Genomic DNA, 22,402 nt, shown 5'->3' on the forward strand with positions numbered 1-22,402 from the left:
TCTGAAAACGGCATGGCTTCGTGTAGACATTGTGTCTCTCAGCTGATTGCCCGTCGCTGTGCTGAAAAAATAGCAGAGAAGTTAGCCTACTGGGCAACAGCATCGAGTTCCGTTAATGTGGCAGCATTGCAACCCAGCAGGACAGACAGATGCACGCAGTGACCGGAACCTGCCGTTGTGGCGCAGTCAGTTGTAACATCCAGCTGCCGCAACCGCCAGGCAGTTATGCACCAAGGCGCTGCGATTGTGATTTCTGCACCGCCCGCGATTTGCTGTACCTATCAGACCCCAACGGCCAACTACATATCAGCGCCAACAGCGCACTGACCCGGCTAAAACAAGGCTCAGAACAAGCCGAATTCCTCGCCTGCAGCCAATGCCAAACCGTCGTCGCCGTCTGCTATCGCGAAGCAGACATCAGCGTCGGCGCTATCAACGCCAGCTTGCTGCAACCGCAACCCCCCTTCGTCGCAGCTATGACAGTGCAACCCAGATTATTAGCGGCAGACAGCAAAACCGAACGCTGGAAACAGCTGTGGACGCCGTTGGTGGTGGAGGAGGGCTGAGGGGAATCGCTGAGTTATTCTGCTCATTAAGTGAGTGGATTAGTGGCCTTGTTTTTCTCAAGACCTGAATGAAAGTGCATTTTGCGTGCTCTGCATATGACCAACCGGATTGCAGAGTTTGGTGAATATTGGTACAAAAGTGCCAGCCCGTTGAGGGATCTACAGGGAAGCCGACGAACAAAACGTTAGATATCTGCCATCAGGGCGCCGCTTTATTCGCAGAGCGGTTGCAGGTGGCTGAGAATCTGGGCAAAAATCGGTTCGGTTAAGTAGTTGCCGTTTGAGGAATTTGTGTTTGATGTTTAAAACATTCAGCGTTCTGTTACTGATCTTTTTGGTCAAGGCGGCAGTTGCAAGTGATTTGTCACAATCCGAACGGGTTGAGTTACGGGGGCAACTATCTACGCCTTGTCCTAGCGAAGATGTTTGGGCGCAGCTATTGGCCGAAGGGATTGCGCAGCAGAAACAAGCACCAGCCAAACTGGCACAGCTGTATCTGACGCAAGCAGAATGCGAGATGTTTAAATCGGCTGACCTGCTCGCAGCGAATATTGCCAAAGCCAAACCCTTGTTCGATCCGCAGCGAACCCCCGATTTGTACGTCTATTCACAGATCCTCGAAAGTTTTTATCAATATACCTATCGTAATCGAACTGAAGAAGCCATCGCCATATTGGAAAACTTGTCTGGTAACAAGGCGCTGCAGGACGATTTATGGTTGTACAGCGGCTATCTGCAAAACCTGTTGGATTTGTATTACCAACAGCATGCCTATGAGCGTATTCCAGAGCCATTGTTTAAATTTGCCCAACAGCTTGAAAAACATCATGGACAGCAATGTGATGAAATTGGCCTGCTAATTCCTTTTCTGACTGAGTTATCTACCCTTGCAGGCAAGTCTGGTGATGTTGAACAAGCGAAACAAGTATCGATGCAGATGGTGGACCATCTTCGGCAGTTCGATCAGAAGTTTAATATCGCAGTCGTTTACGCCAATCTTTCTAACTTAGATTTTTTGCCGTTTGCAGAGCAGGTCGATTTTGCCAGAAAGGCATTGATCGAAGATCCAACCGTCTATTGCGCCGACCGGCTAAAAAAGATGATTGAGCTCGCAGATGCACAGAACGGAAAATTTAGCGCTGCCGAAGCAAGCCCCTCAGCCGAAGTGGAGCAGGGAAAATCGGACTGCGCCGTTAGCTATTACTACTATTCGGCACGGATTTTTTTGTTAAAACGTGATCTTGATGCGGCTGAACGCATGGCAGGTAAAGCAAGCATGGTGGGGCGTTGGCAGCATGCAGATTTAATGCAGCGTATTCATCGTGAGCGGGGTGAATTTGACAAAGCCCTGGCTGCAGCAGAAAACCTGATGCGACTTCGCGAACAAGCTGCCGAAAACGCTCGCCGGTTGATGAGTGCTAGCTATCAAGTTCGTCTCAAGCTTGCGCAAGATGAAGCTATTGCAGCTGAGCAATTAAAACAAGCAGAGCTGTTGGAGGCCTCGGAACAAAAAGCCAGCTTACGTTTTTACCTGTTGCTGACCATCGCGGTAGCAGGTTTTGTCGTTGCAGCAGTGTTGTCGCTGTATCTGGTGCGTAGCCGTCAATTGAGTACAAAACTGCAGCGCCTGTCAGACACGGATCCACTGACCGGCCTATTAAACCGCCGCGCCTTTTTGCGCCAGGCCGAGCAATTAAAACTGTTGGCGCAACGTCAGCAGTTCCCGTTGGCACTGGCGCTGATTGACCTCGACTTCTTTAAACAAATCAACGACCAACACGGCCATCAGGCGGGCGACGCAGTGCTGCGCGCTTTTGCCGATGCGGCCAAGGCCACCTTGCGCCAAACCGATGTAGTCGGCCGTTTTGGTGGCGAAGAGTTTATCCTGATGACGTCGCAGCAAAATGCAGACGCGCTCGCCTCACTGTTACAACGGCTACAGCACTGCTTTAAACAGATGTGTTTGCAGGATAGCCAAATCGGTTTTAGCGTCAGCTTTTCTGCCGGCACTGCAGCTCTGAACATACAACATGAAATCAATGATGAGCAGGCCATCGAGGAAGCGATCCGTCAGGCTGACGAACAGCTGTACAGAGCGAAGGGCAATGGTCGGCAGCAGGTATGTATGGCAGACATCTGTGTGCCATTGCTGACGATGGCGTAGGTTTCACAGCGATACACAGCGTTTTTCTGAGGTTATTGAGCCTTATTGTCCTAACGACTTGATTGGATGGGCATTTTGCGTGGTCTGCATATGACCAACCGGATTGCAGAGTTTGGTGAATATTGGTACAAAAGTGCCAGCCCGTTGAGGGATCTAAAGGGAAGTTGATGAACAAAACGCTGGATATTTACCATCAAGGCGCCGCCTTATTTGCACAGCAATATGATGCGCTGAGTTTTGTGCAAGTGCATCAAAGCTGGCAGCAATTTTGGCCTGACAACGGCATGGTGCTGGATATCGGCGCCGGCAGTGGCCGCGATGCCTTATGGCTGGCAGAGCGCGGCTGTCAGGTTATCGCCGCCGAACCTGCAGCCGATTTATTGCGCATCGGACAAAGCAAAACCGATAAGCATTCTGTATCAAGAGTGCAATGGCTGAGCGACAGCCTGCCTGAACTCAAAGCCACTTATCAGCTCAATCTGCAGTTTAATACCATCCTGCTCAGCGCCGTCTGGATGCACCTGGCGCCGTCCGAGCGCGAACGCGCTTTTCGTAAAATTGCCAATTTACTCGCTCCTGGCGGGCGCTTTGTGCTCAGCCTGCGTTTTGGTGACTTCAGCGATGGCCGTGTGTCGTTTCCGGTCAGTGTCGATGAAATCGCCAAGCTGGCCCGGCAGTTTGGTCTGGTGCTGAGTTTTGTCAGCGCGCTGACCGCAGATAGCGGCGGCCGTGCCGGTGTGCAGTGGCAAACACTGGTGCTGGAACTGCCCGACGATGGCAGCGCCAGCCTCAGCAGAATTCGCCACATCGTGCTCAATGACAGCAAATCATCAACCTACAAGCTAGCGCTACTGCGCACCTTGGTCAGGATCGCCGACGCGCATCCCGGCGTAGTATTGGACCGGCAAGACGGCAAAGTAGCTATTTCGCTTGGCTTGGTCGCACTGTATTGGATCCGCTTATTTAAGCGTCTGGTCGACAACAATATTCAGCAAAATTCGGACCCGGCGAAAGGTCTGGGTTTTGTCACTGAGCGCGGCTGGCAGGCATTACAGCATCTAACCGCCGACGATTTCGCGGTCGGAACCCTATTTACCGGCCCCGACGCCGAAGCGTTGCAACAACTGTTCAGCGATACGCTAAAAACCATCAAAGACGGGCCTGTCACCTATATCTGGCAGGGGCAAAAAGACAACCAGCTATTCAGTATGCTGCGTCAAAAGATACAGCGGCAAAGCACTGTATTGATCGATAAGCCGTTTTTAAATAGTTACGGCCATTTTGTTCTGAGTGAATCGATGTGGGACTGCTTTCGCGTTTACGGCTGCTGGATTGAACCTTTGCTGGTGCAGCAGTGGGTCAGCGAAATGCAAAAGTATGAACTGAACCGGCAGCAGGGTTTCACGCTGGATACCTACCACCATCACCTGCGCTGGCTCGACCGGCAACACGATACAGGCTATGTCAGGAAGAAAGTAGAAACGCTGCGTGGTGCCGGGCATGACGTTCGCAGTGTATGGAGCGGCAAACCGCTGTACAGCTACGACATCGACCATTGTTTGCCATTTAGTTACTGGCCCAACAACGATTTATGGAACCTGCTGCCAGCCAGCTGCGAAGAGAACCGCAAGAAAAGCGACCGCTTACCCAGCCAGTCCAGGCTGCACGCCTCGCGCAGCCAAATCACCGACTGGTGGCAACAAGCCTGGCACAGTGAAACCGAGCAAATAAGGTTCTTTGTCGAAGCCGCGTTGTCCCTACCTAACATCGCCTACAACTGCACTGATTTCGACGCTGTATTTGAAGCTCTGCAGTTCCAGTCGGCAGGGATTAAACAGCGGCTGCAGGTGGCAGAGTGGTAGGGGGCAAATCGTTACCCCACCGACTAAAATGGCAAAGCGCCAAAGCGCGATACTAAGTAAATTAACGCCCAAACTTTACTTAAAGTTATCAACTCAAACCAACTGTACGGTTTTGCGACATGTACGGATAGCCAGCTTTTGGTTTTCTGCTGATCTCAGATATCCTTGCCTTTATGCTTAATTGCTTTGATATGGATATATGGAGTCAAAGCGCCTTGCTGTGAATAGATATTTTCTTTTATAGGTCCATCCGGGTATCCTACTGGCCATATCATTTCAAAGTTAGAGCTCTTAGATTGTTTTTTAATTTAACATCCAATAGACATTGCTCCAGAGCCCATTTTTTAGTTAAAACCCCACGAGCTATTTGCATTTAAGTCAGAGACAATCATGCAACTGAAATTAACCACTACCAGGAAAGAAATGACAAAGAACATTTACAAACTAATTGCTGAGCTCAAACTCCTCATTGGCTACCTGGGTGAAAAGAATCAATTCAACTGGTGGGACAGTAATTTTTTAGGGACATCTAGTGGTGTTTTTTTAATCCATCCTTATCCAAGAACCACATTGCTGGCCCAATACCATGGTGTAAGTGAAGCAGCTTTGCTTGCTCACGATGAGAGTGTGGGTATCGGTCACAATTATCATCTCTTCAGGTTACCAGTCTCGATTGAGCGCAGTATCGCGAGTGCAGTCAGAGAAATGACACTGGCAAATTCATTGGGAAATACACTTAGCTCCAAAGAGAATGCACTCAGCCGATTGACTGAACTAGCTATTAAAGCAAATGCCGAAGACGGGCCAGTAAATATCGGCAATTTTGACGAGTCTTGTTTAGAACAGTTGATAAGGACGAGTGCAGGTTGTTACCTCAGTGCTTTTGAGCAAGGTAAGCGCTCTTTCCCTTACATGCGAGGTTCGCATGATTAAGGTGGAGAACAAATATGCAACACGGCTCAGTGCAGGTTTAGGTTTGGTTGATGAAACCAAGGCACTGCTATCCATTTACGAAGGCGGTATGGATAGTAATACTTTAATCGAAAAAGCTTTGAGTTCAGGCATTTTTCCAAACATTGCTGCACGCCGGTTGAGAAATATCGTTGCAGAATGCTTTTCGCCTAGGTATTTAAAAACAAGCGTAGCCACTCTTCTAAAACCGTTGTCAATCAGCCTAAACAGTAGTGCATTTGTCCAATTCCTCTTGTTGCATACCGCTATGTCGAATAGGTTACTCCTTGATTTTATTGTCGAAATATATTGGTCTAAGTACATTTCAGGCCAAGATGTGGTTAGTTCGGAAGATGCTCACCGCTTTGTCGAAAACGCAGTTCGTGAAGGTAAAACCCAAATGCCGTGGTCTGAGATCACGATCAAGCGACAATCCTCTTATCTGTTAGGTTGTTGTGCCGATTATGGTTTGCTTTCAGCTGCTCGAAGTTCTAACCGAACTATCCAACCAGTGCGCTTACAACAGTCAACATCCCTCTACCTAGCCCATTTGCTGCATTTTTCTGGTCTTGGTGACAATGCAGTCATTCACCACGACAGCTGGAAGTTGTTTGGGTTGGAGCCGCATGATGTTCGTGAAGAATTCAAAAAATTAGCAAAGCATAACTGGATGATCGTGCAGTCCGCCGCTGATGTCACAAGGATTAGCTGGCAGTTCAAAACTATGGATGAGGTGGTAAATGTCATCACTGAAACAAGACTTTAATGAATTAATGGAAAAAGTGAGAGCTGGCCGTGAGTTCATTCACGCCAGCTTTGAGCCGATTTTTTATCTTATTTTCCGGCCTGAGCAAATCCTGGAAGTAAAGCGTCTGCTACCAGCCTGGGATTCTAAGCTAAAGAACGATGGGTGGACGGTGCATCATTTTTCAATCGCCCAAGCCATTCAGGAGGTATTCGATGAAATGCCACCCTTTGTCAAAAGAACTTGGGAAAAGCAGGACTCAGCAGCCCCTTTGCAATGGCAAAAAACCAACAACTCATTGGCTGAAGCGCTAACCAAGAAAAATGCTTTGCAGAACAAGCTTGAAGCGGTTCTTAGCGAACTGGAAGGCAAGCCTAAGAATATCCTGCTAGTCACAGATATTGAAGCGCTCCACCCATATATGCGTATTGGCTCTATTGAAAGTCAGTTGCAGGGTAAGTTCCACGTGCCAACCGTCTTTTTTTACCCAGGGATAAGAACCGGGAAAACCCGTTTAAAATTTTTGGGTTTTTATCCAGAAGATGGTAATTACCGCTCAGAACACGTTGGTGGCTAATCACCCGCTTACAACAAGATTTAGGAAGTAGAAATGGAAATCAAATCACTATTCGATAACAACAAAGATATTTACCGTGCTATTGAAAAAGTTATCACTTATGGCATCTCGCAAGAGGCGCGTCTCAAGGCAGAAATTTCTGAATACGTTGTAACTGAAAGCATCGAAGAGCAATTCGAAAAGCTGCTCGCAAAAATGCAAGCTGCAATGGAAGCTGGCGGCCAAAATGAGGTTGGCGTCTGGGTATCAGGCTTCTATGGGTCTGGTAAAAGCTCCTTTACCAAATATCTTGGTCTAGCGTTTGATGACAATATCAAAATTGATGGCATTCCATTTATCCAGCATTTGCAAGACAGGCTGAAGAAATCCACCACCAAAGCCTTACTGTCCTCCGTCGCAAAACGGTTCCCAGCAGCGGTTCTGATGCTCGATTTAGCGAGTGAGCAAGTCGCTGGCGCGACAATGGAAGAAGTGTCGACGGTGCTTTATTACAAAGTGCTGCAATGGGCGGGCTACTCGCGAAATTTGAAAGTTGCAGCGTTTGAACGCAAGTTGAAGAAAGAGCAACGCCATCAGGAATTTGTTCAGCTGTTCAGTGAGTACACGGAGGGCCTAGATTGGGATGATTATCGTAACAACGAGCTGATTGTCGATAGCGTGATCCCTGCATTGGCACACCAGATGTACCCTTCGCTTTTTAAAACTGAGTCGTCTTTCTCAACAGAAACTAGCGAAGTTATCCGTTTTGAAAATGACCGCGTTGAAGAAATGATTGAAGTTGCTCGAGAGGCTTCAGGTAAAGAGCACATCATCTTTATAATCGATGAAGTCGGTCAATATGTTGGCTCTCGGCAAAATCTGATCTTGAACCTTGATGGTCTGGCTAAAAATTTAAAAAACATTGGTGATGGTAAAGTCTGGGTCATTGGTACAGCGCAACAGACACTGACAGAGGATGACCCTAAAGCGTCCTTAAACTCGCCAGAACTATACAAACTAAAAGACCGCTTCCCGATCCAAATTGACTTGGAAGCGAATGACATTAAAGAGATTTGTTATAGCCGTTTACTTGGCAAATCGCCATCCGGTGAAACTGAACTGGCGAGCTTGTTTGATAAATATGGTCAAGCCCTGCGAAATCACACAAAGCTGGTTGATGCGCGTGCCTATGGTGCCGATTTTGATAAGCAAACTTTTATTAATCTCTATCCGTTTTTGCCTGCCCATTTTGACATTTTGCTGCATCTCTTGGGTGCTTTGGCTAAATCAACGGGTGGTATTGGTCTTCGTTCAGCGATTAAAGTTATTCAGGATGTATTGGTCGAAGGCGCTGATGGCAAGACACCGATTGCGAATCAACAAGTCGGTTGGCTTGCCAATACTGTGACCTTATTTGATGCATTACGTAAAGACATTGAGAAGGCATATGCGTCACTGTATCAAGTTGTTAATAAGGTCAAGGTCCGCTTCCCAAATTCTGATTTACATCAGAATATCGCTAAAACGGTCTGTGTCCTTCAGATACTCAACAATTTACCTCGCACTATTCAGAACGTAACCAGCCTAATGCATGCAGGCATCAGCGATGCATCTAATGCCGACGCGGTGAAACAAGCAGTCGATGAATTAATTAGCGATGCATTTGTACCTTTTGGTGAACAAGAAGGTCAGTTGTGTTTTTTCAGTGAAAAGTTAAATGATATTGAACAAGAGCGCGCAAATATTCCATTACGTAGTATTGAACTTCGCCGCATTCAAAATGAGGCGCTGCGCGAAGCCTATGCACCACTACCCAGCGTAAATTTGCACGGCAGTCTGAGTGTTCAAACCGGTTTAAAAGCCCAAAATAGTACTGGCGTGCCGACTTCACTGGCAGGTGAACGTAACCCAGTGCAAACCATCGTTGAATTAGTAGAACCAAAAGATTATGACGCGGTTAAAGCACGTCTCACCGATGAAAGCCGCCATAAATCATCGCAATACACCATATTCCTGCTTGGCCGAACGACTCATGATATTGATGAGTTAGTGGGCGAAATCTATCGTTGTCGTGAAATCGCAAGCAAATACAAAAGCGAACCAGACCAGGAAGTGAAACAGTATTGCGAAAGCCAAGGTGACATTGCTAATCGGAAAATGGCTGAATTAGAGGGGCTGTTACGCAGAAGCTTAACACAAGGCTCTTTTATCTTCCGTGGCGAAGTGAGTGCAGTAGAAAGTCTAGATTTGAAACTGTTAGATGCAGCCAAGAAACAATTAAATAACGTGGCTGAACAAGTGTTTGACCGATACAGCGAAGCATCTGTGCGGGTCAACACTAACCTTGCAGAAAAGTTCCTAAGTACCAATAGCCTGTCTGGTATTACAAGTGACATTGACCCTTTAGGGTTGGTGCAGCGAAGTGGTGGTCGCCCATCCATTAACATCGATCATAAAGCCATCACCAGTATTCGTGACATGATTGAACGCCAGGGGACGATTGAAGGTAAGCGACTCACCGATATCTTTACCGATGCCCCTTATGGTTGGTCACAAGACACTTTACGTTACTTACTGGCTGCCATGTTGGTTGCCGGTGAAATCAAACTAAAAGTATCTGGCCGTGAAGTGACAGTTAATGGCCAGCAGGCAATCGAAGCACTTAAAACTAACAATACCTTTAGAACCGTGGGTGTATCGCTTCGTGAAGAACGCCCCAGTATGGAAGTTATGGCGCGAGCAGCTGAACGCCTGACGGAATTAAGTGGTGATATGGTGGTGCCGCTGGAGGATGAAATCAGTAAGGCGACCATTAAACTGTTTCCGCAGTTGCAATATCAGTACGGTCCTTTAGCTGAAAAACTGCGCCGTCTGCATTTGCCTGGTGTTGAACGGATAAATTCACTCGGTAACGATATTAAAGACGTGTTGTTCACGGATGCATCAGATGCCCCGGCACGGCTGGGCAGCGAAGAATCTAATTTATACCACAGCCTCAAATGGGCAGCAGAACTGAAACGCAGCCTGGAAAATGGCTTAGAAGTGACTCTAAACGACCTGCAACATTATCGCGGCGTAATTGATTCATTGCCTGCCAGTGGTACGCCGGGTTCATTAAAAGAAGAATTAACTGAACCGTTAAGCGATATCGTTTCTCGCTTGCAATCAGCGGATTTCTTTAAATACACCACTGAATTTGCCAGTCATTTAACCCACATCAAAGGACGAGTCCGCGATACGGCGATTAGCCTGCAAAACGAACAACAGCAACGTATTGTTGATGCGGAGCAAGAGTTAACTCGTGTCGCAGAATGGGCAGAGCTGACCCAGCAAGAGCAAAACAATTTATTGGCTGATTTAGAGAAACTTTCAGTCCAAGCCGGCAGTGATTTACAGGGGTTACGGACCTTAGTAAACCAGGAATACAACATCCAAAGCCAAGTACAACAGTTCAAGCAGCGTATCCAACGCTTAGGCCAGCAGCGTTTGCAAGACAAACTGCGTGAAGAACAAGCGGCTGCTGCCAAAGAAGGTAAAAAGAAAATTACCCGTAGTGTGAAAGCCAAGAAACACATTACCAGTTTGACAGAACTGAACCAGCTCATTAGCCAGCTAGAGCAATTACGTGGCGAGCTGCACTACGCCCATGAGTTTGAACTGGAAATTAGTCTTGGCGAATAACAGCCCGGTGAACACATTTAACAGGAAGTCATAAATGGCATTTGATCAAAGTACCCGTAATCGCTTGCAAAAATTTGTCAGTAGCGCGCGGGCCATTTTAAGTGAAGAGTTTACCCGGCAACTGCAAGCAACGTATGGTTTAGACCCGAAACTTGGCACTAATGCGCCAATCAAAAGCTTAATCCATTTGGATAACCGGCAGCGACAAACAGCACATTTGTTGCGTGAAACACTGGCGCATTACCTGGCAACCACACCGGGTAAAACTGAAAAAGATCGTATTAAGCAAGTGCTTGATCGCATCGTACGCGAGCAAGCCTTTACCGTGCTGAACCGCTTGTCGGCACTTCGCATGGCGGAAGCCCGTGGCTTTTTATTGGAATCTATTGCCAAAGCACACAGCTCAAAAGGCTTTCAACTTTACCGGCAATTGTCTGGTACGGCACATGGTGAAACCGGTGATGCATACAAGAACTATCTGTTTAGCTTGTTCGACGAGTTCAGTTTAGATCTCGCAGTCCTGTTTGACCGCCATAGCGCGCAAGGCCGGCTGTTTCCCAGGGAAAGCGCTTTATTAGAGCTTTTGGCTGAGATAAACCATGCTGACATCGAGCACCTGTGGGCTGAGGACGAAACCATTGGTTGGATTTACCAATATTTCAACTCGCAGGAAGAGCGCAAGCAAATGCGCGCCGAATCACAGGCGCCGCGCAATAGCCGTGAACTTGCAGTTCGCAATCAGTTTTTTACCCCGCGTTACGTTGTCGAGTTCTTAACTGACAATACCCTGGGACGTATTTGGTATGAGATGACCCAGGGTAATACCGGCTTAGCAGATAGCTGCCGATATCTGGTACGTAGGCCAACAGAAATTTTCTTAAAACCCGGTCAAATTGCGCCGGAGACAGAACTAAATGATGAGGCGTTAAGCCAGGAAGAGCTATTAAAGCAACCTGTTTATATTCCACATAGGCCGTTAAAAGATCCGCGTACCATTCGCATGCTAGACCCAGCCTGCGGCTCTATGCATTTTGGTTTATATGCTTTTGACTTATTTGAGCGCATCTACCTGGAAGCTTGGCAGTTAGAGAAGCAATTTGGTGCTGCCGCCTTTACCCGGGAGGAAGGCTTAGCCTCATTACAAGAAAGCTATGTGTCGCTAGATGCATTTAAGCAGCAAATTCCTAAACTGATTATCGAGCACAATATTCATGGCGTCGATATTGACCCACGAGCAGTACAAATCGCTGGGCTAAGTTTATGGCAACGCGCCCAGCGCGCATGGAACCAGCAAGGGATTAAACCACAGCAGCGGCCAACCATTGTTAAATCGAATATCGTTTGTGCCGAGCCGATGCCAGGCGAAAAAGCCTTATTGCAGGAATTTACTAGTAAGCTGAACCCGCCGGTATTAGGGCAGCTGTTAGAGGTTATTTTCGACAAGATGCAGTTAGCTGGTGAGGCCGGTACGCTGCTCAAAATCGAAGAAGAAATTCAAACGGCGATCCAAGAAGCTCGTGAGCAATGGCTAAAGCAATCAGGTAGTCGCGGTACCAGCGATTTATTTCAAGCTGAACTGGATGCTGCCATTCCACAAACCACGCTGGGTTTTGACTTGCGCGGCATTAACGACGAAAGCTTTTGGGATGATGCTGAGCAGCGTATTTTGCAGGCTTTAAGTGATTATGCTGAGCAGGCAGAAACTACAGCAGGTCAAAAACGACTTTTTGCTGAGGATGCAGCAAAAGGCTTTGCCTTTATTGATTTATGCCGTAAACGGTTTGACGTCGTGTTGATGAATCCACCGTTTGGTGAGCCTACAGGTTCTACTAAAAAGCAAATAAAAAATATATACCCAGACAGTGCACAAGACATTCTTCAATGTTTTGTCGAAAGAGCTTTCGAATTGCTAGTCTCATGCGGAAAGCAAGGCGTTTTGAGTGCGCGCACGGGATTCTTTTTTGGTGACAGTGAAAGCTGGCGGAAAAAAATTGTTTTTTGTAATCAGATGAATTGTTTCGGTGACTTTGGGCTTAATGTTCTTGATGATGCACTCGTTGAGGCCGCTGCCTATGTATTAGAACGTAATCGCAATCAAAATAACTATATTTTTGCCTCCCGTCATTTGTCTTCGAAAGATAAAGAGACATCTCTTGAAGATGCATTAATAAGAAAAATGCCTAGTAATACATATGTTTTTCCACAGAGCCTTCTTGAAATAATTCCAAGCTCAACACTAGCTTATTGGGCTCCACCCAAATTTATTCTTAGGTATAAGGAAATGCCTTCCTTTCAGAAGGAAGTATCAAAAGTTAGACAGGGCATGGCAACCGCTGATGATTTTCGTTTTGTACGACTAGCATGGGAATCAAGTAGCAACCGGTGGGCTCCATTTTCTAAAGGCGGTGAGTACAGTCCATTTTTTGATGATATTCATTTATCTGTAGATTGGGGAATTGATGGTAAGCAGTTGAAAGCATATATATCTCATCAATATCCATATTTGAATGGTAATTGGTCTTTTGTCATCAAGAATGCTGATACATATTTCAAAAAGGGTGTTACTTATACTGTAAGAACTGCAAGCGCATTTGCACCAAAATTTCTTCCTGCCGGGACAATATACAGCCACAATGCGCAATCATGGCATAGCGAAGAGCTTAAAACCCTAATCGGGTCAATGGCATATCTTACATCCAGAGTTGCGCAAACTTTTATAGACATTGCCACTGGAGGAGGAGATGTATCAGCCTCCGGAGGTGCCGCTCGAAGATATACAACATCAATTATTGAGGGAGTTCCTACTGTACCTGCGAGCTATCTTAATGATAACGATATACAAATTAATGCATTGAAACTTTTGGAAAGAGCTATAACAAAATTTAATTTTGATGAGTCGTCAAGAATTTTTTCAAAGCCGTATGTGTCTCGGTTAGAGGATTTATCAAAAGCGTCTATTCGTGTACTTTTAATTCAAGAAAAAGAAGATGTTTTCGAAGCTTTACAATGTTCTTTTTTCATAGATAAAAAAATAACAGATTTCTTATCTCTTTCATCTGAAGAGCTAGCTTTTATAAGAGAAGAGGTAGGGCCGCACCCGATGGAATATCCACATGGCGATGTGCCATCGTCTGGGATTAGTTTAATGTATGGGAATGAAAAAGATATTGTTGACCTAGCAATTGAAACCCATGGAGCTAGTCGATGGTTGACAAAAAAAATGTTTTTTGTTGATAGAAAAATTGAGATCATTAGCCATATATACCAAGTTAACCCACTTTCAACTTTGAAAAAGTACGATCCCGTAAAGGACTCTGTAAGAATTTCGGAAATCGTAAGTAGTATTGCGTCTGAGATTTTCGGTTTACTAATTGGTAGGTTCGACTCGAGTTTTCTTAAATCTGGTGGTTTATTTGATTTAGATTGTTTTATAAACGGTTCGGGCTTCAGTAGTCATACTAAAGAACATTTTAAGCATATTTCAAATATTGTATTAAGCATCGACGAAACAGCAACTGATTTTTCTTCTAAATTTGAAGCGGCAATTTCCTCGATTTTTGACAGTTATGATCTCTCACTATTTGATATTTTGCCAGGTAAGGGGATCAGCAATTACTTCTGTGATTCAAAGCTATTTTTTAATAATCATCTGTCAAATTACTCTAAAAGTAGAAGAAAGGCTCCGATATATTGGCCGCTACAGACACCCTCTAGTTCCTATACCATTTGGATTTATTACCACGGCTTGGATGAGCAAACAGTCTACAGCTGCGTTAACGATCACGTAGAGCCCAAGCTTGCGCTAGTAGAACAAGATTTGAACATTTTGCGTAGCAAGTCTGCACGCAGCACCCATGAAGAAAAGGACCTGGAAAAACTAAGTGACTTAGCCAATGAGCTTCGCGATTTCCGTGATGAATTGCTGCGCATCGCTAAATTCTGGAAACCTAACTTAAACGACGGCGTGCAAATTACCGCCGCACCATTATGGAAGCTATTCCAACACAAAGCCTGGCAGAAAAAGCTAAAAGAAACCTGGGAAAGCCTGGAACAAGGCGAATACGATTGGGCACATCTTGCGTGCAGCATTTGGCCGGATCGTGTTCTACGTAAGTGCCATCAGGACCGCAGCCTAGCTATTGCCCATGATGTTGAAGTCTACTTTTGGCATGAAGTGGAAGTACCAGCAAAACGTGGTAGCAAAACGACTGGTGAAAGTAAGTATGAATGGCAACCAAAGCCATTCACTGACATAGAAATTTCAAACCTCATTAAGCAAATTAAAAGCGCGAGGGCTTTATGAGTATTCAGCAGTTTATTCAAAAGCAACTTTTGACGCCAAGATTAGAAAAGAGCCAGGTTTTGGTAGTCTATGACCCTGATTTGCGGTATCGCGAGACCTGTTTAGGTTTAGCATCCGAAAAATGTGTTGTAGTTGATGCTACCGAGTCGAGCATTCATGCAAGAACCCTAGCCATCAAAACACTGACAGAACTGGGTGGGCATAAACTTGCTCAGTTGTTAGTGTATGTCCCCGCCGAAAAACCGCTGGAAGACGAAGAAAAACAGCGCGACCCTTATGCACTCTATGCAGCGTGCGGCGCAGTGTTTCCAGCCAGTGACGGCGATAACTTCCTTAGTATTTGCCTGAAAGCAAAACCGGATTATGCCACACAGGTGAGGGCAGTATTTGAGCGTGATTTAAACCCAAGCTTTGCAGTGATTGATGCCATTGGTGGTGGTTTAAACTGGCCAAATTTACGTGCAACTTTAAAAGTTGAATCGACGCGAGACATTTTATTTAGCCTATTGGTACCTAGCGAGCCGCAGCTGACGGCATTAAAAGGTAATGAAACGTGGGTAACTGAATTAAAAGAATTGCTGACTGCCAGTATTGGCCTTGAACTAAAGACCAAAGGGAAAACCTGGTCTGCAATTGCCGATGAAGTATGGCGCTTTGTACTGTTTAGTGAGTTTGTATTTGACTTACCAGCTGCATTACCAACCCAATTGACTGACGTACCCAAAGCCAATCAAGCTGCCAAGCCACTTATAGAAGATATTTGTGAGCGGCTACGAAGCGATCGCCGGACACGTCCAACTTACATTGAGCGGGCAGAAGCCGTTGAAAACGAGCTTGGCTTAAGAGATTCGTGTGTTGCCATTGCTGACTTAGGGGAGCGTGATACATTTCCATTTGAAGAGCGCACTTTCTTGCACCAGGCTATCGATGCTTTGTTGCGAGACGATACTGATAAGGTTCGCCAGATTTTATCCCGCCATGCCCAATCGGTTTGGACAGGAAAAGGGGAAAGTCAGGCGCAGTGGGATTTATTGCGCGCGGCCTTAAGTTTGATTGCCGCCTGCCAGGACAATGAGCGCGTGCTTGCCGATAACACTCGGACCATGGATTCCTTGTTAGCTTTCTATATTGCCCAGTTTAGGGAAGTTGATAGGTTACATCGTGAGTTTGAGCAAGCCGTTAGCGATTATGATTGGCAAGACAAACATGGCCTGATGCAACCTTTGCAACAGCAAGTTCGTAAGCAATATGGCCGTTTAATTGAAAAATTGCAGTTGGTGTTTACCAAACACCTGCAAAGTTCTGGCTGGCCACAACCAGGTTACCTAGCCAACACCGAAGTATTTGATAAGCTTGTTGCGCCTAAGCTGAAGCAAAGCGGTACCAAAGTCGCTTACCTGATGGTTGACGCATTGCGTTACGAGCTTGGTATGGCGTTGGAGCAACAGTTGCAGGAAGATGGCAAAGTAGAGTTAATGCCTGCTTTAGCCCAGTTACCCAGTATTACGCTGGTGGGAATGGCAAGTTTGCTGCCTGATGCCAGCACAGGGCTGACTTTAAATAAAGTTGACGGCAAATTAGTCCCTTATATCCATGATCAAGAAGTGAAAACAGTGACGCAGCGCATGGAGCATATCCGTAAACGCTATGGGGCTCGTTTTCAAGAAGGCCGGTTAGAGGATTTTGTTCGAAGTCGCTTTAAGATTGAAGATGGCACTGAATTATTGGTTCTTCGCAGCGTAGAAATTGACAGTCATTTTGAAAATACGCCTGATACGGCACCTGCTGAAATCATTAGTGCTTTAAAACGTATTCGAGTGGCGATCCATAAGCTAAAAGATGCTGGATTTAGAGATGTGGTAATAGCTACCGATCATGGCTTCTTTATGAACACACATGCCCAGGCGGGTGACACCTGCAATAAGCCATCAGGGGACTGGTTAAACATCCATGAACGTTGCGGCTTGGGTGATGGAAGTGCTGACCAACACCATTTTGCCATAGCTGCGGAGAAAGCAGGTATTCGTGGTGACTTTGCTAAGCTTGCCGGTCCATTAACGATGGCGTCATACAAGGCTGGCATGTTGTATTACCATGGTGGCGCGTCGTTACAAGAGTGTGTTGTTCCTGTAATTCATATTCAACTGCCCATTGCTAAACAAGCGCCGCTTGAACAAGCAAATGTGGTGTTGACCTATAAGAATGGTGCGACTCGCATCACCACTCGCTTACCTGTTGTTGAAATCTCAGTCGAAACCCAGGATATGTTCTCGGTGGGCTGTGATTTTGAGATCTTATTGGAAGCGCACGATAAAAGTGGCAATGTCGTGGGTGAAGCGAAGCCTGGTGGTGCAGTTAACCCGGCGACAGGCACAATTACTTTGAAGCCTGATGAAAAAAAACAAATCACGTTAAAAATGCAATTGGAATTTGAAGGCAAATTTAAGGTGAAGGCGTTAAACCCTTCTACTTTAAAAGCGTTCTGCCAATTAGATCTTGAAACGGACTACACGGTGTAATTTATGGACGCGATTGATGAAAAGCTAAACCAGTTATTCGATGGCAAGGTTGTGCGAAAAGACTTAGTACATCGGATAAAAAAAGGTACGAACGTACCAACGTTTGTTCTGGAGTTTTTATTAGCGCGTTATTGTGCCAGTGACGATGAAGCCGAGATCCAGGCGGGCATGGAAGCGGTACTTGACACTCTAAATGACAATTATGTTCGGCCGAATGAGGCCAATAAAGCTCAGTCTAAAGTCGCGACCAAAGGCAAATACCGCTTCATCGATAAAGTTCATGTCAACTATGTAGAAAAAGACCGGCGCCATTGGGCTGCGTTGGAAAACTTCGACTCACGCAAAGTGGCGATAAGCGAGAAATTTTATCGAGACCATGATCGATTATTACAAGGCGGGCTTTGGGCTGAAGTGACCATTGCTTACAACGAAATTGAAGACGATGACTATGCGTTTTACATTGAAGACCTTCGGCCTATTCAATTAAGTCGATTCAATTTTGAGCAGTACTGTGAAGGGCGAAATGCTTGCAGCCGTGATGAGTGGATGAGTTTTATTCTGCGCACGGTAGGGTTAGAGCCTTCGCGCTTGTCGCCTCGAATGAAAATGCACTTTATCGCGCGATTGTTGCCTTTGGTTGAACCCAACTTCAACTTTATCGAACTAGGTCCGCGTGGTACCGGTAAATCTTATTTCTTCAGTGAGTTCTCACCGTATTCAACCTTGATTAGCGGTGGTCAAGCGACGAAATCCACTTTGTTTTATAACAATCAACGGAAAAAAATCGGTCTCGTTGGCTTTTGGGATACGGTGGCATTTGACGAAGTTGGTGGGATTAAAGTCAAAGACCACGACACCATTCAGATCATGAAAGACTTTATGGCGAATGGCCGTTTCTCTCGTGGTGTTGAGGTTATTGCAGATGCCTCGATGGCATTTGTTGGCAATTTAGATTTGTCCGTCGAGCAAATCGTTAATTCTGAAGTCTATGACTTGTTCCAACCATTGCCTAAAGAGTTTGATTTAGCAGTAATGGACCGATTCGCTTGCTATTTACCCGGCTGGGAAATGCCAAAAAATAGTAGTGAGTTTTTAACCAGTAACTATGGTTTTATCACTGATTATTTAGCTGAAGCCTTCCATTATCAGTTGAAGCAGACCAATCGGTACGAGGAAGTCACAAAACGGATCCGCTTAGGGAGAGCCGTTGAAGGCCGTGACGAGAAAGGGATTAAGAAGACGGTTGCAGCCTTCTTAAAAATCTTACACCCAGGTTGTACCGCTACTGATGCAGAATTTGAAGAGTATGTGGCCTATGCGATTGAAGCTCGTCGACGGGTAAAAGAGCAGATGAATAAGCGTAAATCAGATGATGAATTTGCCAAGATTAATCTGTCGTATTTCAATAGTGATGGCAAAGAGATCGTTGTTTTCTGCCCTGAATCTAAGCTGGCACAGGCAACCCAAGAGCCTGTTCGTAAGAATATTCATGACGCAGCAGGTGAAACTACAGAGCAACCAGTTTCCAGACCTGAATCGCTGTTTGGAACGCCTGTAATTGCAGCAACCGAAGCTAGATCCACCGAACAAGCTTTGAGTGCTCCTGTTGTGGTTGTGCCGCAACTAACTGAACAACATTACACCATTCATTATGGTGCTACTGGCTACAGCTATGAATCAATCGTTGGCCCGTATTTAGCTGGCGGCAAGGTTGTAGTCATTGAAGATCCGTATATTCGACTGACTCATCAGATCCAAAACTTCGTTCGTTTTTGTGAAGCGATAGTCAAAGTTCCGAATATTCGGAAAATTCAGCTGATTACCAGTTATGACAGTGATACTGACCTTAAAGAGATGTCGGATAAGTTAGGTGAGCTCAAGCAAAGTTTATTGGAGATCGATATCGAGCTGGATATTAAAATCAACGAGCATATGCATGATCGCGAAATTCGCATCGACAATGGCTGGGTAGTAAAGATTGGCCGAGGTTTGGACTTCTTTCAAAAGCCTGACAGTTGGTTTGGTATTGGAACGAATGACCTGTCACTTCGCAAGTGCCTGGAAACCAAGGTAGATATCTACAAAGCTTAGTTGGGCTTTTTACAACCAGTGGCTCGGAATTTTGATCTCAAAACTTGATTCAACATAGCGCAAGGTGCCAAGAATCTCTTGGTGCCTGCGCTGGTTGTAATTCTGGCTTAACCGACGAGCTTCGATGATCTGCTTCAGCTCTGCCAAGTTAAACATTCCCAGAGCGTAAAAATTACTCCAGGTTGGCTGGCCAAAAAGGTTGTAAATAACGACTGTGCTGTCACGTTCGCTAGCCAGTCGTTTTTCACCAGTTATTTTTTGCGCTGCCGTTTCTGCTTCTTCGCGGTCTTCGTAGGTGTTTAGTAGTTTCACTTCGGTACTTGGCCTTCAAAAAAACAACTCAAGATGGTTTGAACGGCGAGATGTTACTTGAAGGCAGTATGAAGTGAAACAACGCTGTGCGGTATTAATTGCGGCAACACTCAATAGCAGATCCCACTTTCCGGGTTTTGCCGGATCACGCCAATCTTACATTTGGGGCATGTCTTATCTTTTAGTTGTTCGATCGATTTCACATTTTTGCTGCCGCATTTTAGGCAGCAATGGGGTTCGCCACTGAGGAGTTGGGACATGTGAAAACAGTCGATACAAAAAGCATCCCATAAAAAGTAAAACTCGCCAGGCTTAAAAAAATCCGCAGGTAATCGCTGTTTTATTTCTTCATAAAGCGGGCGTGAGCCCGTCGGTCTCATACTAAGCACGGGCTCATTTGCTTCGTTGAGGTAGCAATGTTGAGACATACCCGAAAAATGAAGCCTGCAGTGGTCGCATGAGTGTCCCTCAAACATATCTAATCTCCTAACTTGTTTGTCATGTACTTTGTCTGCCCCGCCATATTCGCCAGCTCCATCACATGCACGCCAACACCCGGCATCAGCTCGGTTAACCTTGCTTGGTATTGTGTCCAAAGTAGTTGCTGCGTCGGGGCGAAGGCTTGCATGTAGGGAATTGGATCTTGGTCGGCTTGGACTAGCAGCCACCAAGCCAGCCCTAACGACAAATCTACATCAAAGATCTTGTCGCAGACATTATTCAATAGTGCCGGGACGGCCTGCTGCCAGGGGAGTTGTCTGCGCAAGCGATAGCCCCAACATAAAGCGTCCAGTCGGACATTCGAATCGCCTGCTTTTAGGCAGTTGCACAAAGCATCGTAGCGTTGCCACAGCACGGCGTGGCAAAGAGCATCGGCTAATTGTTGCTGTTCGGAACGGGCCCGCAGCGCATAACTAAAAGCAAAACGGCTGGTCAGTTGCTGCTGTTGCTGGGCGTTGAGCTGGGTGAACTGTTGCAGCAATGGATATAAATCTGGCAGCAGCCGGTTGTGATCCCGGTGCAGCGCTGCAAGATGCCAGTTTTTCAGCGCGACAAACAATGCCGCGGCTTTTGGGTCTGGCGGCAAGTGGCTTTCGATGCAGGCTTGCGCTGCTACTGCAATGTCATCAAAGGCCTGGATCATCAGTCTTCTTCACTTCAACCAACTTGCCTTTGGCATCGCGCTTTTCGCTTTTTACCGGGCTGACCGGTTTTACTTTGCCCTTATAGCTGCCTTTGGCGTCGTAAATGCGGCCGCGCTCGTCGGTTTTTTGCGGCAACTTGCCTTTAGCGTCATAGCTTTTGCTGCCGGTGGGCGATGTGACGGTTTTGCCGGTGAGTTTGCCCTTGGCGTTATAGTGTTTGCCGTCGCGTGTGGTTTTGCCCTGGTACTGGCCTTTGGCGTCGTAGATGCGGCCTTTGTCGTCGGTTTTTTGCAGCAACTTGCCTTTGGCATCATAGGTTTTGCTGGCCTGGTTTTTATTGGTTTGCCCGTCAGCCATAGCTGGCAGCGAGCTCAATACCAGCAGCAGGCTTAGCGGCAACAACGGTTTCAGCAGCGTTTTTAACAGCAAAGGTTTCATCGTAACTCCCGGGGCGGGTGTTTCATTTTGTGTTGATTCTAGAACGCTGCTGCTTGCCGGCCAATACTGTGGTTTTTGTCATGTCTGCAAAGCAGACACATCGCCCTAAAACGCGTGCTTCTTCACTTCTTCTAAGTTATCCACCACGATTTGCTGCGCCTCTGGTTTGATTTCCAGTTTGCTGAGGTCGAGGTTCAATTGCTGGATCACATAGGGCACTAAGGCGGAGCGGGTGCGCACGGTATGCGCGCCATCGACCATGCCGTAGTCGTGTTCGACGATGGCGCGTTGGTAGTCGGTCAGGCGCGGATCTGGCCGCAGCACAATACTGACCTCGGTATTCCAGCGGCTGTCCTGATCTTTCAGGTTCGCGCTGGGGCCGCCGGTATCATTGATGGAGCGAAAGCGGCTTAACACAAAATCGCGGTAGTCGCGGTTTTTCTCGCAGTAGGCGCGAACGTGCCAGCGCAGCGGGGTGCACACCAGCGAGTGCGGCGTGATGATGCGGCTTTCTTCGTCGGGCGATGTCATCGATACATAACCCATATCAATTTTTTCGCCGGTGCGGGCCGCTTGCACTAATGCCCGTAAGATCTGCGGGTCGACATGGCGCATCGGCGAATGCAGCATTTCGGTCTGATGAAAGCCTAAATCGAGCGTACTGAAGTTGTGCGAGATGTCGCGATTGCTGGCCAGCGCTAGCAGGTACTCTTCGGCGATGCCTCGGGTAAACACCGGTTTAAAAGTCGAAGAAGGGCGGTAGCCTTTGAGTTTACGGTCCAGCACCAGGTTGCCGGGGGCGATGTCCTGATTGTATTTATTGATGTCTTTGGAGGCTTGCTGGCGCTTGATTTGAAAGCTTTGGCACAGGTGATTAGTCGTCAGCCGCCCTTCCCACAGCGCGATGATTTCAATCAGGCGATAGCGCATCAGTACTTCAAAGCTATAAGGCAAGGCGCTCGCCACAGGCTCAGACATCTCACAGTTCCTTCTGTAATACATTGATAGTCCTGCCGAATCTAAGCTGTTCCTGCAATAAGGTCAATTTGTATCAGTGCGCTGCTGGCTC

Annotated in this window: 14 protein-coding genes; 10 read left to right on the forward strand and 4 right to left on the reverse strand. The window is 46.6% G+C overall.

Going from position 1 to position 22,402, the window contains the following annotated elements:
- The first annotated feature begins 149 nt into the window (after positions 1 to 149).
- The 10 genes from ACQ66Q_RS11440 (at position 150) to brxL (ending at position 19,438) form a co-directional block, all read left to right on the forward strand.
- Positions 150 to 566 (forward strand): hypothetical protein, encoded by a 417-nt coding sequence (locus tag ACQ66Q_RS11440; RefSeq protein ID WP_430456927.1) that lies wholly within the window; start codon positions 150 to 152, stop codon positions 564 to 566.
- A 298-nt stretch (positions 567 to 864) separates the two neighbouring features.
- Entirely contained in the window at positions 865 to 2,730 is a 1,866-nt protein-coding gene (locus ACQ66Q_RS11445) for a diguanylate cyclase (protein WP_430456928.1), read from the forward strand.
- A gap of 167 nt (positions 2,731 to 2,897) precedes the next feature.
- The gene (locus ACQ66Q_RS11450; protein ID WP_430456929.1) at positions 2,898 to 4,592 is read left to right on the forward strand and encodes a methyltransferase domain-containing protein; all 1,695 of its coding nucleotides are present in this window, start codon (positions 2,898 to 2,900) and stop codon (positions 4,590 to 4,592) included.
- A gap of 390 nt (positions 4,593 to 4,982) precedes the next feature.
- The gene (locus ACQ66Q_RS11455; RefSeq protein ID WP_430456930.1) at positions 4,983 to 5,525 is read left to right on the forward strand and encodes a BrxE family protein; all 543 of its coding nucleotides are present in this window, start codon (positions 4,983 to 4,985) and stop codon (positions 5,523 to 5,525) included.
- Complete coding sequence (locus ACQ66Q_RS11460; RefSeq protein WP_430456931.1) at positions 5,518 to 6,309, forward strand: BrxA family protein; 792 nt, start codon at positions 5,518 to 5,520, stop codon at positions 6,307 to 6,309. Before ACQ66Q_RS11455 ends, ACQ66Q_RS11460 begins: the two co-directional genes overlap by 8 nt.
- Positions 6,284 to 6,865: a BREX protein BrxB domain-containing protein gene (locus ACQ66Q_RS11465; RefSeq protein ID WP_430456932.1), complete on the forward strand. Its 582-nt coding sequence runs from the start codon at positions 6,284 to 6,286 to the stop codon at positions 6,863 to 6,865. The genes ACQ66Q_RS11460 and ACQ66Q_RS11465 overlap by 26 nt, the downstream gene beginning before the upstream one ends.
- A gap of 33 nt (positions 6,866 to 6,898) precedes the next feature.
- Positions 6,899 to 10,525, forward strand: coding sequence for a BREX system P-loop protein BrxC (gene brxC / locus ACQ66Q_RS11470; protein WP_430456933.1), 3,627 nt, complete (start codon positions 6,899 to 6,901; stop codon positions 10,523 to 10,525).
- Between the two features lie 34 nt (positions 10,526 to 10,559).
- Positions 10,560 to 14,828, forward strand: coding sequence for a BREX-1 system adenine-specific DNA-methyltransferase PglX (gene pglX, locus ACQ66Q_RS11475; RefSeq protein ID WP_430456934.1), 4,269 nt, complete (start codon positions 10,560 to 10,562; stop codon positions 14,826 to 14,828).
- Complete coding sequence (locus ACQ66Q_RS11480; protein WP_430456935.1) at positions 14,825 to 17,347, forward strand: PglZ domain-containing protein; 2,523 nt, start codon at positions 14,825 to 14,827, stop codon at positions 17,345 to 17,347. The genes pglX and ACQ66Q_RS11480 overlap by 4 nt, the downstream gene beginning before the upstream one ends.
- A gap of 3 nt (positions 17,348 to 17,350) precedes the next feature.
- Positions 17,351 to 19,438, forward strand: a complete 2,088-nt coding sequence (gene brxL, locus ACQ66Q_RS11485; RefSeq protein WP_430456936.1) for a BREX system Lon protease-like protein BrxL — start codon at positions 17,351 to 17,353, stop codon at positions 19,436 to 19,438.
- Between the two features lie 9 nt (positions 19,439 to 19,447).
- Here brxL and ACQ66Q_RS11490 read toward each other — a convergent pair whose 3' ends face one another.
- From ACQ66Q_RS11490 to ACQ66Q_RS11505, 4 genes are all read right to left on the reverse strand, one after another.
- Positions 19,448 to 19,750 (reverse strand): hypothetical protein, encoded by a 303-nt coding sequence (locus ACQ66Q_RS11490; protein ID WP_430456937.1) that lies wholly within the window; start codon positions 19,748 to 19,750, stop codon positions 19,448 to 19,450.
- 478 nt (positions 19,751 to 20,228) lie between these two features.
- On the reverse strand, positions 20,229 to 20,894 hold the full coding sequence (locus ACQ66Q_RS11495) for a hypothetical protein (protein WP_430456938.1): 666 nt from the start codon (positions 20,892 to 20,894) through the stop codon (positions 20,229 to 20,231).
- Positions 20,878 to 21,333 (reverse strand): hypothetical protein, encoded by a 456-nt coding sequence (locus ACQ66Q_RS11500; RefSeq protein WP_430456939.1) that lies wholly within the window; start codon positions 21,331 to 21,333, stop codon positions 20,878 to 20,880. Before ACQ66Q_RS11500 ends, ACQ66Q_RS11495 begins: the two co-directional genes overlap by 17 nt.
- A 105-nt stretch (positions 21,334 to 21,438) precedes the next feature.
- Positions 21,439 to 22,311: a WYL domain-containing protein gene (locus ACQ66Q_RS11505; protein ID WP_430456940.1), complete on the reverse strand. Its 873-nt coding sequence runs from the start codon at positions 22,309 to 22,311 to the stop codon at positions 21,439 to 21,441.
- Positions 22,312 to 22,402 lie beyond the last annotated feature (91 nt).

Origin of the sequence: Rheinheimera sp. (assembly GCF_965283995.1) — a bacterium.
GTDB lineage: Bacteria > Pseudomonadota > Gammaproteobacteria > Enterobacterales > Alteromonadaceae > Pararheinheimera.

What these genes read in the sequence shown, in the direction of transcription:
- ACQ66Q_RS11445 (WP_430456928.1), top strand. Translation starts at nt 865, where the DNA reads ATGTTTAAAACATTCAGCGTTCTGTTACTGATCTTTTTGGTCAAGGCG.
- ACQ66Q_RS11505 (WP_430456940.1), bottom strand. Translation starts at nt 22,311, where the DNA reads ATGTCTGAGCCTGTGGCGAGCGCCTTGCCTTATAGCTTTGAAGTACTG.
- ACQ66Q_RS11450 (WP_430456929.1), top strand. Translation starts at nt 2,898, where the DNA reads ATGAACAAAACGCTGGATATTTACCATCAAGGCGCCGCCTTATTTGCA.
- ACQ66Q_RS11500 (WP_430456939.1), bottom strand. Translation starts at nt 21,333, where the DNA reads ATGAAACCTTTGCTGTTAAAAACGCTGCTGAAACCGTTGTTGCCGCTA.
- pglX (WP_430456934.1), top strand. Translation starts at nt 10,560, where the DNA reads ATGGCATTTGATCAAAGTACCCGTAATCGCTTGCAAAAATTTGTCAGT.
- ACQ66Q_RS11460 (WP_430456931.1), top strand. Translation starts at nt 5,518, where the DNA reads ATGATTAAGGTGGAGAACAAATATGCAACACGGCTCAGTGCAGGTTTA.
- ACQ66Q_RS11455 (WP_430456930.1), top strand. Translation starts at nt 4,983, where the DNA reads ATGCAACTGAAATTAACCACTACCAGGAAAGAAATGACAAAGAACATT.
- ACQ66Q_RS11440 (WP_430456927.1), top strand. Translation starts at nt 150, where the DNA reads ATGCACGCAGTGACCGGAACCTGCCGTTGTGGCGCAGTCAGTTGTAAC.
- ACQ66Q_RS11465 (WP_430456932.1), top strand. Translation starts at nt 6,284, where the DNA reads ATGTCATCACTGAAACAAGACTTTAATGAATTAATGGAAAAAGTGAGA.
- ACQ66Q_RS11480 (WP_430456935.1), top strand. Translation starts at nt 14,825, where the DNA reads ATGAGTATTCAGCAGTTTATTCAAAAGCAACTTTTGACGCCAAGATTA.
- brxL (WP_430456936.1), top strand. Translation starts at nt 17,351, where the DNA reads ATGGACGCGATTGATGAAAAGCTAAACCAGTTATTCGATGGCAAGGTT.
- brxC (WP_430456933.1), top strand. Translation starts at nt 6,899, where the DNA reads ATGGAAATCAAATCACTATTCGATAACAACAAAGATATTTACCGTGCT.
- ACQ66Q_RS11495 (WP_430456938.1), bottom strand. Translation starts at nt 20,894, where the DNA reads ATGATCCAGGCCTTTGATGACATTGCAGTAGCAGCGCAAGCCTGCATC.